14 protein-coding genes are annotated in these 13,329 nt (G+C 68.5%); 8 read left to right on the plus strand and 6 right to left on the minus strand.

Translation table 11 applies throughout. From position 1 onward, the window contains the following. Positions 1 to 1,489 (minus strand): M28 family peptidase (locus tag IEY93_RS07865; protein ID WP_189162312.1); only part of this gene is annotated, 1,489 nt, incomplete at its 3' end. Positions 1,490 to 2,029: 540 nt separating this feature from the next. On the opposite strand from IEY93_RS07865, the gene IEY93_RS07870 reads away from it, so the two are divergent. Further along, positions 2,030 to 3,967 (plus strand): alpha-L-fucosidase, encoded by a 1,938-nt coding sequence (locus tag IEY93_RS07870; RefSeq protein ID WP_203968411.1) that lies wholly within the window; start codon positions 2,030 to 2,032, stop codon positions 3,965 to 3,967. Positions 3,968 to 4,043: 76 nt separating this feature from the next. Here the strand turns inward: IEY93_RS07870 and IEY93_RS07875 are convergent, their stop codons facing one another. Continuing rightward, entirely contained in the window at positions 4,044 to 5,579 is a 1,536-nt protein-coding gene (locus tag IEY93_RS07875) for a carboxylesterase/lipase family protein (RefSeq protein ID WP_229690960.1), read from the minus strand. Between the two features lie 506 nt (positions 5,580 to 6,085). On the opposite strand from IEY93_RS07875, the gene IEY93_RS07880 reads away from it, so the two are divergent. The 3 genes from IEY93_RS07880 to IEY93_RS07890 all read left to right on the plus strand — a co-directional run bounded on the left by IEY93_RS07880 (position 6,086) and on the right by IEY93_RS07890 (position 7,521). Then, on the plus strand, positions 6,086 to 6,556 hold the full coding sequence (locus IEY93_RS07880; protein WP_229690961.1) for a lamin tail domain-containing protein: 471 nt from the start codon (positions 6,086 to 6,088) through the stop codon (positions 6,554 to 6,556). Positions 6,557 to 6,593: 37 nt separating this feature from the next. Next, positions 6,594 to 7,088: an NUDIX domain-containing protein gene (locus IEY93_RS07885; RefSeq protein WP_189162313.1), complete on the plus strand. Its 495-nt coding sequence runs from the start codon at positions 6,594 to 6,596 to the stop codon at positions 7,086 to 7,088. Between the two features lie 136 nt (positions 7,089 to 7,224). Beyond that, positions 7,225 to 7,521, plus strand: a complete 297-nt coding sequence (locus tag IEY93_RS07890; RefSeq protein ID WP_189162314.1) for a 4a-hydroxytetrahydrobiopterin dehydratase — start codon at positions 7,225 to 7,227, stop codon at positions 7,519 to 7,521. Positions 7,522 to 7,723: 202 nt separating this feature from the next. Here the strand turns inward: IEY93_RS07890 and IEY93_RS07895 are convergent, their stop codons facing one another. Continuing rightward, a complete protein-coding gene (locus IEY93_RS07895) occupies positions 7,724 to 8,428 on the minus strand; it encodes a thermonuclease family protein (RefSeq protein WP_203968412.1) in 705 nt (234 codons plus the stop codon). 524 nt (positions 8,429 to 8,952) lie between these two features. Between IEY93_RS07895 and IEY93_RS07900 the strand changes: the two genes are divergently transcribed. The 3 genes from IEY93_RS07900 to IEY93_RS07910 are packed head-to-tail and all read left to right on the plus strand — an operon-like array spanning position 8,953 to position 11,435. Beyond that, the gene (locus IEY93_RS07900; RefSeq protein ID WP_189162316.1) at positions 8,953 to 10,095 is read left to right on the plus strand and encodes an ABC transporter permease; all 1,143 of its coding nucleotides are present in this window, start codon (positions 8,953 to 8,955) and stop codon (positions 10,093 to 10,095) included. Then, positions 10,092 to 10,820 carry an ABC transporter ATP-binding protein gene (locus IEY93_RS07905; protein ID WP_229690962.1) on the plus strand — a complete coding sequence of 243 codons (729 nt, stop codon included), beginning with the start codon at positions 10,092 to 10,094 and terminating at the stop codon, positions 10,818 to 10,820. Before IEY93_RS07900 ends, IEY93_RS07905 begins: the two co-directional genes overlap by 4 nt. A 24-nt stretch (positions 10,821 to 10,844) precedes the next feature. After that, entirely contained in the window at positions 10,845 to 11,435 is a 591-nt protein-coding gene (locus tag IEY93_RS07910; RefSeq protein WP_189162317.1) for a TetR/AcrR family transcriptional regulator, read from the plus strand. 134 nt (positions 11,436 to 11,569) lie between these two features. On the opposite strand, the gene IEY93_RS39540 is transcribed toward IEY93_RS07910, so the two are convergent. From IEY93_RS39540 to IEY93_RS07920, 3 genes are all read right to left on the minus strand, one after another. Next, positions 11,570 to 11,719 carry an alkaline phosphatase PhoX gene (locus IEY93_RS39540; RefSeq protein ID WP_307837578.1) on the minus strand — a complete coding sequence of 50 codons (150 nt, stop codon included), beginning with the start codon at positions 11,717 to 11,719 and terminating at the stop codon, positions 11,570 to 11,572. Beyond that, positions 11,652 to 12,044: a hypothetical protein gene (locus tag IEY93_RS07915; protein ID WP_307837579.1), complete on the minus strand. Its 393-nt coding sequence runs from the start codon at positions 12,042 to 12,044 to the stop codon at positions 11,652 to 11,654. Before IEY93_RS07915 ends, IEY93_RS39540 begins: the two co-directional genes overlap by 68 nt. A gap of 350 nt (positions 12,045 to 12,394) precedes the next feature. After that, the gene (locus tag IEY93_RS07920; RefSeq protein ID WP_189162318.1) at positions 12,395 to 12,868 is read right to left on the minus strand and encodes an ArsI/CadI family heavy metal resistance metalloenzyme; all 474 of its coding nucleotides are present in this window, start codon (positions 12,866 to 12,868) and stop codon (positions 12,395 to 12,397) included. Positions 12,869 to 12,955: 87 nt separating this feature from the next. Here IEY93_RS07920 and IEY93_RS07925 point away from each other — a divergent pair, with 87 nt between their 5' ends. Beyond that, positions 12,956 to 13,327 carry an ArsR/SmtB family transcription factor gene (locus IEY93_RS07925; protein WP_203968413.1) on the plus strand — a complete coding sequence of 124 codons (372 nt, stop codon included), beginning with the start codon at positions 12,956 to 12,958 and terminating at the stop codon, positions 13,325 to 13,327. Positions 13,328 to 13,329: the final 2 nt, after the last annotated feature.

Here is a 13,329-nt window from a genome sequence, read left to right on the forward strand (position 1 = left end):
CGCGGTCCGGGATGGTACGCAGGTTGAAGGCGTACCTCGCGGTGGAGTCGGCGATCGCGTCGGCGTTGACGTCCAGCGCGGTCAGGTTGACGTTCGCGATGGTGTCACACGCCTCGTGGTAGCACACGTCGTACGCCACGCCCGCCGTGCCGCCGAACAGCGCGGCCTCCTCGGCCGTCTTGATGCCCTCGGCACCGGTGAAGATGCCGCCGGCCGGAATGCCGGCGTCCATGAACGCCCCGTAGTCGGAGCGCCCGTCGAAGTCGGTGCCGACGGTGGCCAGGCCGCGCCCGGAGAAGAACGTCGCCAGGCGCTTCTCGATCGCGTCCGACCCGGGCGGGCCCGCCGGCGAGCCCTCGGCGTCGGAGTCGTCCCCGTCGTACAGCTTGTAGGCGTAGTTCGGCGAGCCGACCATGTCGAAGTTCAGATAGAGCCGGATGCGATCGCGTTCGGCCGGCGTCAGCTTCGCCACGTACTGGTCGGAGCCGAGCAGGCCGAGCTCCTCTGCGGCCCAGAAGGCGAACCGCACCTTGTGCTTCACCGGGTAGAGGCTCATCTGCAGGGCCGTCTCCAGGATGGCCGCGCTCCCGGAGCCGTTGTCGTTGATGCCGGGGCCCTCCGGCACGCTGTCCAGGTGCGCGCCGACCATGACGACCTCGCGCGGGTCACCGAACCGCGACTCGGCGATGACGTTGTCGGCGGTGGCCAGTTTCAGGTCGGCGTCGACCTTCAGGTGCACGGTCGCGCCGGGCGTACCCGCCAGCTCACTGCCCACGGCGAAGTCGGCGAACACCATCGGAATGCCGGCCCGCCACTCGCCGAGGTCGATCGAGTACGAGTCGGTACGTCCCGGCTGGCCCTCGTTGAAGACGATGATGCCCGCGGCGCCGGCGTCCACCGCGTTGAAGATCTTCTGGACGAACGCACAGGTGCCGCGCTGGATCAGCGCGATACGGCCCGGTACGAACCCGGCGAAGTCCGACGCCTCGCAGCCACTGGTCGAGCTCGGCGTCGGGGCGGGCGGCAGGGTCAGGTCGACGGCCTGCACCTGCGCGGTGACCTCACCCGAGGGCGACGGCGGGAAGGTGAAGAAGTCCTCGTTCGGGACGTAGGTCTTGGCATTCGGCGCGGTCTGGGCGAGCACCGGCGGGCTCTTCTCGCTCCAGCTCCCGACGTAGTTGATGGGCTGCAGCGTGACCTTGTATCCGGCCTTGCGGAGCTTGCCCGCGACGTAGTCACGGGAGGCGTTGTAGCCGGGGGTTCCGACGGCGCGGGTGCCGCCGTTCGCGTTCGCGATCGCCTGGAAGGCGTCCAGATGCTTCTTGACGTTCTTTCCCTTCACCTGCGCGACCAGCAGCTTGGCGAACACGTCGTCGAGCGACGTCGCCGAGGCGGGCAGGGACGGGACCAGGAACAGCGCGAGCACCGTGACCACGGTGACGAGCCGGGCGACACGCTTGCGAGTGGCGGGCGGATGTGGTGAGTGCATGGTTCTCCAAAGCGCCAGATGGGTGCAAGATCCCCAAGACAGTGCTCCAAGGAACGTAACCCCGGCAACGCCCGCCGTACAGATAGTGGATCCTTCCGGCAAGAGTGGTTTCGCCGCGAATTCCGCGACAGAGCCGCCCTGTCAAGCCGGAGAGCTGGGCGCGGCACACCCTGACGCCGGCACTCCAATCGGGCTTCGCCGTACCTCGCGATCATCACCCAGGCCGCCCCGGTCATCACCGGCCACCCGGCTGCGCGGCGGGAGCGCGACTCCCCTCATCGCAGCCGCCGGCGAGCTGAAAATTTCAGGTCGAGGCCGCCGTGCGATGTCGCATTTTTTGTCGCGGAGGCCCGTTCACGGGTGTCGTGGCCGGTTGAACTCCTGGTGAGAGGGGTGGCGAAAGTTCGCGACTTGAAGATCCTATGTCTGCGCGATTAGCGGGCTTATTTAGGGCTTTGACAGCGGGCGAACCGGTTCTAACGTCGGATCTCTGACGCGTCGGACTGTCATGGTCGTCATCGATACTCTTCAGGAGACAGTGTGCCCTCCACCGTGGCGTCGGCATTTCGCAGACGCACCGCGCTCGCCGGCAGCGCTCTACTCATCGGAGCTCTTCTCACGATCCCGAGCCTGACCGGCTCGGCTTCCGCGGCTCCGACGACCTACCAGCCGACCTGGGCGTCGGTGGACCAGCATCCGGCCGCGCCGGAGTGGTTCCAGGACGCCAAGTTCGGCATCTACTTCCACTGGGGCGCCTTCGCCACGCCGGCCTACGGCAGCGAGTGGTACCCCCGGAACATGTACATCAGCGGCTCCAACGAGAACAATCGCCACAAGAGCGTCTACGGCGACCCCTCGACGTGGCCGTACAACAACTTCATCGACGGGGCCCGCGACAAATCCGGAAACTGGGTGCAGTTCGCGCCGAAGCTGAAGTCGGCCGGTGGCAACTTCGACCCGAACGAGTGGGCGCAACTGTTCGTCGACTCCGGCGCGAAGTTCGCCGGGCCGGTGGCCGAGCACCACGACGGGTTCTCGATGTGGAACAGCTCGGTGAACGAGTGGAACTCGGCCGCCAAGGGGCCGAAGCTCGACCTGCTGCAGCTGTTCGCCGACGCCGTCCGGGCCAAGAACATGAAGCTGCTGGTGTCGATGCACCACGCCTACAACTTCACCGGTTACTACGACCACGTGCCCACCCAGTCGTCCAACTCGCTGAAGAAGCTGTACGGGCAGCTGGGGACGACCGCGGAAGAGCAGCTCTGGTACGACAAGCTGAAGGAGGTCGTGGACAAGGTCCAGCCCGACATCATCTGGCAGGACTTCAACCTCAGCCGCATCAGCGAGTCGAAGCGGCTGAACTTCCTGTCGTACTACTACAACCAGGCCAACTCCTGGGGCAAGGAGGTCGTGGCCACCTACAAGGACGGCTTCAACAACAAGGGAGAGGTGTACGACTTCGAGCGCGGCGGCCCGGCCGGCATCCAGTACCCGTACTGGCTGACCGACGACGCCATCAGCGCCTCCAGCTGGTCCTACACCAACGGGATCGGCTACTACAGCTCGCCCGCCATGCTGCACTCGCTGATCGACCGGGTGAGCAAGAACGGCAACATGTTGCTGAACATCTCCCCGATGATCGACGGGACCATCCCGCAGGGCCAGAAGGACGTGCTGAACGCCATCGGCACCTACCTCAAGCGCAACGGTGAGTCGATCTACTCCACGCGCGCCTGGACCACCTACGGGGAGGGCCCGACGAAGATGGGCGGCGGGTCGTTCACGACGCCGCGGGCCGGCACCGCCCAGGACATCCGCTACACCCGCAGCAAGGACAACACCGTGCTGTACGCGACGGTGCTCGGCTGGCCCGGAAACGGCGCGAGCCTCAACCTCGCCTCACTGGCCAACGGGAAGGTCAACCTGACCAACCTGAGCAGGGTCGAGATGATCGGCAACACCGCCGGCAGTTACATCAACCTGCCCACCCGCAACCAGGACGGCAGCGGCCTGCACATCACGCTGCCCAACCAGCCCTACTCCGCTCTCGCCTACGTCGTGAAGCTCACCTTCAACGGCCAGATCGGTTCGACCGGCACGCCGTCGCCCAGCGCGACGCCGTCCCCGTCCGCATCCCCGTCCCCGTCGGCGTCCCCCTCGCCGTCTCCGTCAGGCCCGGTGACGGGTGCGTGTTCGGCGACGGTCGAGACGGTCAACAGCTGGCCGGGCGGGTTCCAGTCGAACGTGACGGTCCGGGCGGGCAGTTCGGCGGTCAACGGCTGGACGGTGAAGTGGACCTGGCCGGGCGATCAGACGATCAGCAGTCTGTGGAACGGCACGCAGACCGTGTCCGGCTCCTCGGTGACGGTCCGCAACGTCGACTACAACGGCTCCCTCGCGGCGGGCGGGTCGACGACGTTCGGCTTCACCGGCAACGGCACCGCGGCCACGCCGACCGCCACCTGCACCAGCCCCTGACCTCTCGGATGAGCCAGAGATGAGATCGGACCGGAGGCCCGCCGCGTGCGGGCCTCCGGCCGACGTCGTGGACGCGTCACCGCGACCGGGCGAGCAGCGGAAGTTCCGGAAAGGTGTGGTCCTGCCACAGCAGCCGCGAGGTCTCTTCCGGGTACGCCGTGACGCTCGACCGCGCGTCGAAGATCTGGGTGAGGCGCCGGTCGGCGTCGTACGGAGGCCAGCCCGGGTCGCCGTGCGCGGCGAACGCCGTCCACGCCCCGCGGATCCGCGCCGACAGCTCCTCGGCCACCGGGGAGGGCGGGTCGCCGATCAGCATGGCGGGCCGCCCGCTGCGCAGGTTGCCGAAGACGAGCGGCACGTCCAGACCGTGACAGGCGCCGAGGCCGCCGCCCACTCCCGGGGCGGGCCAGGTCAGCTCATAGAGGTAGGCCTGCCCACCACCGGCCACCTGCGCGTCCGCGAGGTGCAGGCTCGGCATGCGGAACAGCCAGTCCCCATTGACCAGCTCGTACAGCTCCTCGTCGGCCGCGGCCGGAAACGCCTCCCGGTACCGTCGCGCGCCGTCCGGACCGGGGGCGAGCAGGCGCAGAGCGGTCTCGGTCTGCTCGCGGGTGACCTGGCCGAGCACGCCGTCGATCAGGCTGAACAGCCGGTGCTCGTCCCGGGTATGCCCGACCAGAAGCCCGACGTCCCGGGCGGCACCATCGGCCAGCGCCTGCCACGGGGTCGCCGGCAGGACGTCACCGTCGACGACCGGTGCGAACAGGATCGACCGGTGGGTGATCTGCCCCCAGCGCTCCCGCCACTGAGCCGCCTTGGCGAAGACCGCGTCGCCCGCCGCGGGCAGCTCGGCCGGGGCCACCGCGGACAGGCCGGACACCGTGGGCCGTACGCCCAGCTCGGCGGCGAAGGCCGCGGCGATTTCGGCGGCCAGCTCGGCGGAGAAGAACGTCCCCGGCACGCTCTGCGCGACCGCCCGGCGGAAGAGCCCGGCGGCGCGCGGCATGGCGAGCAGGGCGGCGACCGATCCGCCGCCCGCCGACTGCCCGAAAACCGTCACGTGGTCCGGGTCGCCGCCGAACACCCGAATGTTGTCCCGCACCCATTGCAGGGCTGCGACCTGGTCGAGCAGCCCCCGGTTGGCCGGCGCTCCGTCGATCTGCGCGAAACCCTCGATACCGAGCCGGTAGTTCAGGGTCACGACCACGACCCCGCTCCTGGCCAGGTGCCCGCCGTCGTACTCCGGGAGACCCGCGTCGCCCATGGCGTAACCGCCGCCGGGGATCCACACCAGCACCGGAAGCCCCGCCTCCGGATCCGGCTCCGGCGTCCAGACGTTGAGCGTCAACCAGTCGTCGCCGGCGGCGTCCTGGGACGCTCCGAGCACGCTCGACTGCGGAGGCGGCGGGCCGTACGCCACCGCCGGGCGCACCCCGTCCCAGCCGCGCACCGGCTGCGGCGCGGCGAACCGGAGGGCGCCGACCGGCGGTTCGGCGAACGAGATGCCACGGAAGACCGCCAGGCCCGCCTCCCGGCCACCACGGACGACGCCGGCCGCCGTACGAACTTCCGGCTCGGACTCGGACGGCTTATTGGACGCGGTGACGGCCACTTCGGGTCTCCTCTCCGTTCCTGCCCGGCCGAGCATCGCAGCGCCCCACATCCCCCGGCAAACCATTTAGCAGCCCGCCACCTACGCCGAAAATCACCTCGAGTTACCACAAGCGCCGTTACTCCTGGATTCCGGAAACCATCCCCGCGCACCGAAGCCCTCCGCCGGTCGCCCAGCCGGACTCGTCCGTGATGATCACCCAGCAGAGGCCTGCCGCCTCCAGGGATCGATGCCGAAATCCTCGGCCGGCATCCTCCGCTCCAGCAGGCCAGAACCGCCACTCCACGAAGCGCGTCCGAGCCACCGCTGAGCGGACAACTCATGGTCGGTGACCACTCCTGGCCTGCCCATGTGCCGGGTGACGGCCCGCCCGCGCCGAGCACCAGGTCAGAGAACCATCTCCGCCATAAAAGCCACATAGATCCCGAAGGCCTGGTAGAACGTTCCATTGGCATCAATCGCCACGATTACCGACTCGCCCTAAATCCCTCGCTCTGGAGCATTCTGTGCGTACCCGTTCCCTGCTCATGGGCGCTGCGCTGGCCCTCGGTGTGGTCACCATCTCCCAGCCCGCACACGCGGCCGCCCCGGCCATTCAGATCACCAAGATCCACTACGACTCTCCCGGCTCACCGGACTCCGGGGCGAACAGCAGCCTGAACGGCGAGTACATCCAGATCAAGAACATGACCAGGAAGGCGATGAGCCTCAAGGGGTGGACCATCCGCGACAAGACCACCCAGCCGGACCACGTCTACACCTTCGGTACGTTCACCCTGGGCGCCGCCAAGACGGTCACCCTGCGGACCGGCAAGGGCAGGAACACCGCCACCACCCTCTACTGGGGCCGAAGCGGGAACACTTTCGCCTACATCTGGAACCAGGTCAGCGACACCGGCTACCTGCGCAACCCCTCGGGCACCCTGGTCGACTCCTGTTCGTACAACTCCTCACGAGCCGACTACAAACTCTGCTGACCGCCCGACCACCTGTCGAAGGCAGCGAGGAGGCGCAGTGACCGAGCGAACCAGGCGGGTCGACTACTGGCAGGACCTCGACGCCCCGAAGCCGACCAGCCGCAAAGCCTCGGCCAGCGTGTTCGTCCAGGATGACGCCGGGAGGCTGCTGCTGCTCCGCCGTACCGACAACGACCTGTGGACCATTCCCACCGGCGGGATCAAGAAGGGCGAGACCGTCGCTCAATGCGCTGTACGGGAGTGCCGCGAGGAGACTGGCCTGACCGTCGAGATCATCGGCCTGGTGGGCGTGTTCTCCGACCCCGGCCACGTGATCGTGTACCTGCATGGCGACAAGGTCGATGAGGTCCGCCAGCCGATCAACGTATGCCTACGCGCCAAGGTCGTGGCTGGCGAAGTGCAGCCAGACCCCCGCGAAGCACAAGAGGTCCGCTGGATCGCCCCCACCGGCCTCGACACTTACCGCATGCACCCAGCGATAAAACGCCGAATCGACGTGGGGCTTCGCGGAGGAGATCCCTACATCGAATGACACAGCCCGCACGTGTGTGTACGACCTCCCGGGCAATCCCTGCCCGCATGGAGCTTGGGCCGACTCTGCTCAGCACAGCGTCATGGCTGAGATGCTTGCCAGCGCGTCGCTGTAGATCACGAATGGGAGGTGCGACATGGGTCTCCGAGACCCGCTGTCCGCCGACGAGGTCAGCCGACGGCTGAGCCTGACCGGCTGGACCGGAGACACCAAGCAGATCACCAAGTCCTACCAGGTGAACTACGACACGGCCATCAAGATCGTCACCGACATCGGCAAGGCCGCGATCGAGCTGGAGCATCGCCCCGACATCACCATCCGCTGGGCCGAACTACAGATCTCCATGACCACCCATACCGCCGGCGACGCCGTCACCGAACTCGACTTCCTGCTCGCCGAACGCATAGACCAGATCGTCCAACGGCACCTCTAATGCGCAGGGATACCTCTGCCGACCACGGCGATGCAGGTGGGGCTGCTTCCGGCTCGTAGACGTGAGTTCTGGGGGGCACGGCGACATACCGACGAGGTGCTCGCTGCTGCCGTGCCGACCCGGTCACTCTCTCAGTCGACAGGTCGCGGATGATGGAATCGGCCCACCGTCACGATGAGGCCGCCTTCGCGTCCTGGAGCGGCTACCGTTCGCAGACGATGCCGTCACCGTCGCGGTCTTGGTACCAGTGGTACTCGGGATCCCGGTCGCGGTAGTACGGGCCGTAGCCGTTCCGGTTGGCTTCGGCGCAGGTTTTGAACCGCGGGTCGTTGCCCGACGGCGGAGGCGTCGGCTGTGCAGTGGGCTCTGGTGTCGGCTTCGGCGTTGGTTTCGGGGTCGGCTTCGGGGTCTGCTGGGGGCCCTCGTCGCACCGGCCCGACCAGATTCGCAGCCGTGCGGCCTTGGCCGCGGCCTGGTCCTCGCGCAGCGGCTTGATGTACCTGGCGTTCGTCCCGACCTGAACCGCCTTGGCGTACCCGTAGCGGACCAAGTTGCGGTTGACGAACGTCCCTCCGCTGCTCCAGGCGTAGAACAGGTAGCGGCCGGCGGAGTCCCGGGCCGTCTTATCCCGAAGCAGGCGGACGGTACTACCCACAGGGAGCAGTGCCGTAGTACGCGCGGTGGCGGCCGCCGCCCAGCACTGGCCCTTGTTCGGCGCGTTCACGTCCAGCAGGCGCACCCGGAGCGTCTTGCCCTTGTAGGAGACGTCCACGGTGTCCCCGTCGACCACCGCCTTCACCTTCGCAGCGACGGCCCCACGCGGAGCGGCGGCGGCGACGGCGGGCAGCGAGGAAACGACAAGACCGCCGACGGCCAGGGTCCCTGCGAGTAAGAGGCGGGCGCGCAATGTAGCTCCTCGTGTGAATGAAGTGACGCAGGAGAGACGGAGAGCGCAGACCACCGGTTGTCGCCCTGTCCGGATCCGGACACCCTGCTCTGGCGCGGAACGCGGATGTCAGCGATCTCTCCCAGGGGCGTGGCAGCGGCCATTGGTCAGGGCCGGAAGCCCGGTCGCAGGAGGCTCGACCGGCGCCTTGAGGTCGGCTTCGACGGTGTTGGCCCGAGTCGACGGCAGGTCGATGGGACGCATTTGGGCGTAAGCGATTCGACCAGAGGTGCTCTCGGGCAGATCGGCCGGCCGGACTCGTGTGGCGCTGTGCAGGGACCAGGTCCCGGAGCGTCCAGGGCACCTGCTGTCAGGCGGTGTCGCGGGCCGGTGGATGTGATCACGCGAAGCGGAATCGCTGTATGCGCCGCTGTCCATGGGATGCGACCCATCTTCCCGACGCAGTGTTGGTATCTTACCAACGGTGCGTCGACAAGTTGGCGTGCTCGCCTGTCCCGTGAAATCCCTTCCCGTGAAGGAGTGCCATGTTCCTGGCCTGGCGCGAGCTGGTCTTCGCCCGCGCACGTTTCGGCCTGATGGGCGGTGTCGTCGCCCTCATCGCGACCCTCGTCGTGGTGCTGTCCGGTCTCTCCTCCGGGCTCGTCAACGACGGCGTCTCCGGGCTCCAGCGGTTGCCCGTCACCGCGTTCGCCTTCGCCGAGGGCACCAAGACCGACTCCGCCTTCTCCCGCAGCACCGTCAACGTCGACCAGGCCAAGGCGTGGAAGAGCCGCGCCGACGTCGGCGACGCCACGCCGTTCGGCAACATGCTGGTCAATGCCAAGGCCGTCACCGCCGACGGCGTCCAGGTGCCGATCGACCTCGCCCTGTTCGGCGTCGAACCCGGTTCCTTCCTCGCGCCCGCCGTCTCCGCCGGCGCCGGGCTCGGCGCCCCCGACGGGATCGTGGTCAGCCAGACCGTCCTGGAGCATGGCCTCGCCATCGGCGACACCGTCGTCATCGACCGCCTGGGCACCCGGCTCAAGGTCGTCGGCACCACGGGCGACCAGCGCACCTTCGGGCACGTCGACGTGGCGTACCTGCCGTTGCGCTCCTGGCAGCAGGTGCACGCGGGCGCCGGACCGGGGGACGAGGTGCGTGACGGAGCGTACGCGGAGGCCACGGCCATCGCGCTGCGCGCCCGGGACGGAAACCGGATCGATCTGCCCGGCGGCGACGCCGCGGCGGGCACCACGAGCATGACGCTCAAGGAGTCCTTCGGTGCCTCTCCCGGCTACAGCGCCGAGACCGCCACGCTGACGCTCATCCAGGTGTTCCTGTACGCCATCTCCGCGCTCGTCGTCGGCACGTTCTTCACCGTGTGGACGATCCAGCGCAAGCACGAACTCGCCGTCATCCGGGCCATGGGCTCCTCGACCGGTTACCTCATGCGGGACACGATGATCCAGGCGGCCGTCATCCTGACCGTGTCCACTGCCGTGGGCTTCCTGATCGGAGTGGGCGGCGGCACGCTCCTCACCACGACCCCCATGCCCTTCGCTCTGGAGGTGCCCCCGCTCGTCCTCGCCGCCCTGCTCCTCATCGGCCTCGGCCTCGCCGGAGCCGCGGCGGCCGTGGGCCGCATCGTCCGCGTCGACCCGCTCGCAGCCCTGGGAGGGCAGAGATGACGACCACCAACTCGACGTCACCGCGACCGAACTCCCGCCGGGGCGACGCCCAGGAACGCGGCGGCCTGCTGGTGGAGGGTGTCACCCTGACCCTCGGCGACGGCGACGCCACGATCACCGCGCTCGACGACGTCCACCTCAACGTGGCACCCGGCGAGTTCGTCGCGATCGTCGGGCCGTCGGGCTCCGGCAAGTCGAGCCTGCTCGCCGTCGCGGGCGCGCTCACCACACCGGACGCCGGCCGGGTCCTGCTCGACGGCGTCGACATCTCCCGGGCGAACGGCCGAGAGAAGGCGCGTCACCGCCGGGAAAAGATCGGATTCGTCTTCCAGTCCGGCAACCTCATCCCGGCCCTCACCACGCTCGACCAGCTCCGCTTCGCGCTCGACGTGGCGGGCAAACGCGCGGATGACGGTTACGACCCGCGAGAGCTGCTCGACCGCGTCGGCATGGGGCACCGCGCCGGGCACCGCCCCCATCAGTTGTCCGGTGGCGAGCGGCAGCGCGTGGGCATCGCCCGCGCTCTCGTCACCCGCCCGGCCGTACTGCTGGTGGACGAGCCGACCGCCGCGCTCGACCGCGCCCGAAGCGACGACATCGTCACGTTGCTCGCGCACGAAACGCACGAGGCCAACGTCGCGACGATCATGGTCACTCACGATCACGATGTGCTCCACCACTGCGATCGCATCCTGTCCATGGTGGATGGAAGACTGTCGGAGTAGGCCGACCATGGTGGAGGAGGGCAGGTGCCACGCATCCGGGCGTCGACCGTCGCCGAGCATCGGGCCGCCCAGCACCGGGCGCTGCTCGACGCGGCGAGGGAGATCCTCGCCGAGACCGGCCAGCCACCGACGCTGACCCAGGTCGCGGCACGCGCCGGGCTCGCCCGCCCCAGCCTCTATCAGTACTTCCGGTCATCGGAGGACCTGCTCAACGCGGTGGTGCAGGACGTCTTCCCCCGCTGGTCCGCCCGGGTCGCCGCCGCCATGGACGCCGCGGCGACCCCGGCCGACCGCGTACTCGCCTACGTGCTGACCAACTTCGAGCTCATCACTGAGGGCGAGCACGCGCTGGCCACCGTCCTCGCGGAGGTCGCGCCGGGCGACATGGTCGCCGAGCAGAGCCGTGCCATGCACAAGCAACTCCTGGAGCCGCTGGTGGAGACTCTGCGCCGCATCGGCGTCCCCACGGTGGCCGAGACCGCGGAAATGATCAACGCCATCGTGTTCGCGGGGTCGAGGCTGATCGAGTCCGGCACCGACCTGCGAACCACCTGGGAGTCGGCGCGGACCCTGCTGGAACCGTTCGTGCGCACTTCAGGCCAGACGACCTCCTGAGCCCACCGGCCACCGCGCCACGCCGCCGTTCTCCCCACGCTTCCGCGCCGGCTCAACATCTTGAACCGCCATCGCGAGCCTGGCCACGCGGGGTCTCCGCGGCGCCTCGACATAGGGCTTCGCGGAGGAGATCCCTACATCATGACACAGCCTGCGCGTTCTCCCGCGCGCCCGCCGCCCGGCCAGGTCTCGAAGACCCGGCCGAGCGGGATCTCCTCACACGACAGCCAGGTGCCCCACGGTGTGGCGCCGCCGGCGCAGTTGAGGTTGGTACCCGACAGGATGCGGTACGCGGACACGATGGTGCCGTCGGCGGCGAAGCGCACCGCCGAGGCGCCGCCCGCCAGCGGGATCTCGGGAGTTGGAGACGTAGATCCATCCGGTGCCGTCGGGGAAACACGCCCCACCGTCGGGCGCCCAGTGCCAGGTGTATCCGGCGACCTGCCGTCCCGAGCGGGCGATCACCCGGCTGGTGAATCCGGCCGGGAGCTGGATGCCGTTGCCGTCCGCCGCCTGCAGCGGCCCGTAAGGGCTCGGCCCCGGCTGGGCCACGGCGCCGAACGCCTCGCCCCACAGCGCTCCGGAGAACGCCGCCCCTCCCACTCCCACGACAGCCGCTCTCAGTACCGTCCGACGCTCCGCCGCTGCCTCCAGGTCTCTGGGCCGTTCACGGTCCCCCGGAACGTAAGCCGGTCAGGCGACGAGGAGCGGCCCACGGCGTGAACACCCGATGTCCTGGACAAGACGCACGATCTACGCCTGCCGCCTGCAGGACCTTCCCCAACTGGGCACCGTCGAGTGACCGGTCCTGGGAGCGATCTCGCCCTGTATGCCGAGGACACACACCAGGCGCGCTGCGTGTCGAGTCAAGTGGATCATGATGCGGTGAGGGGCCGTAGTGAGCATGAGCTGAGCGCTGGCAAATCCATGAACGACGCCGGCCAAGCCTCTCCAGGCCGTCAGCAGCATCCCTCTCTAGCGCCGGTCGTAGACGTTTCGGCCTTGTCGTCCTGGCCACAGACGCAGGGCGCTTGCGAGTCGCCCGTGGCCGACTTGCCGAGGGCGTCGGCGTCGGCCTTGACCACGTAGACCTCCCAGGGTTCGGCGCCGGGCCCGTGGACCCACACCTTGTCCTGCAGGGCGTAGCAGCAGGAGGTGTCGTTCTCCTCGAAGGTGACGAGCCCGGCGTCCTGGAGCCGCTGGGTGGCGGCCTGGACCTGGACGGTGTCCTCGACCTCGACGCCGAGGTGGTCCATGCGGGTCTCCTGCCCGGCCTCGCCCTCGATGAGCACCAGCTTCAGCGGTGGCTCGGTGATGGCGAAGTTGGCGTAGCCGGGGCGCAGCTTTGCGGGCTCGGTGCCGAACAGCTTGGAGTAGAAGGCGATCGAGCCTTCCAGGTCGGCGACACGCAACGCGAGCTGAACACGGGACATGGTGGTCTCCCTCGGAGATGACTTGTTTCGACAACCATCGATACAGCGAGCTTGCCACCCTGATTCGACCCATGTCAACATAGACCTATGTCGAAACAAGAGCTGCCGGTCCTCGACCTGGCAGCGGCGTGCTGTACCCCGATGACCCGCGAACCGTTGGGCGAAGCGGACGCAGCGGAACTGTCGCGCATGTTCAAGGCCCTGTCAGACCCGGTACGGCTTCGACTGTTGTCCCTGATCGCCTCACACGAGGGCGGGGAGGCGTGCGTGTGCGACCTGACCGGCCCGTTCGACGTCTCCCAACCGACGATCTCCCACCACCTGAAGGTCCTGCGTGAGGCGGGTCTGGTCGGCTCCGAGCGACGCGGCACGTGGGTCTACTACTGGGTGCTCCCGGTCGCGTTGAACCGCCTGTCCACCCTGCTCCAAGCTCCCGTCTCGACCGCTACCCGCACGTGATC

This window comes from Sphaerisporangium melleum (assembly GCF_014646695.1).
Lineage (GTDB): Bacteria > Actinomycetota > Actinomycetes > Streptosporangiales > Streptosporangiaceae > Sphaerisporangium > Sphaerisporangium melleum.

Excerpts from the sequence above, each read along its gene's own strand:
- IEY93_RS07890 (WP_189162314.1), top strand. The coding sequence starts at position 7,225 with ATGGGTCTCCGAGACCCGCTGTCCGCCGACGAGGTCAGCCGACGGCTG.
- IEY93_RS07900 (WP_189162316.1), top strand. The coding sequence starts at position 8,953 with ATGTTCCTGGCCTGGCGCGAGCTGGTCTTCGCCCGCGCACGTTTCGGC.
- IEY93_RS07905 (WP_229690962.1), top strand. The coding sequence starts at position 10,092 with ATGACGACCACCAACTCGACGTCACCGCGACCGAACTCCCGCCGGGGC.
- IEY93_RS07920 (WP_189162318.1), bottom strand. The coding sequence starts at position 12,868 with ATGTCCCGTGTTCAGCTCGCGTTGCGTGTCGCCGACCTGGAAGGCTCG.
- IEY93_RS07925 (WP_203968413.1), top strand. The coding sequence starts at position 12,956 with ATGTCGAAACAAGAGCTGCCGGTCCTCGACCTGGCAGCGGCGTGCTGT.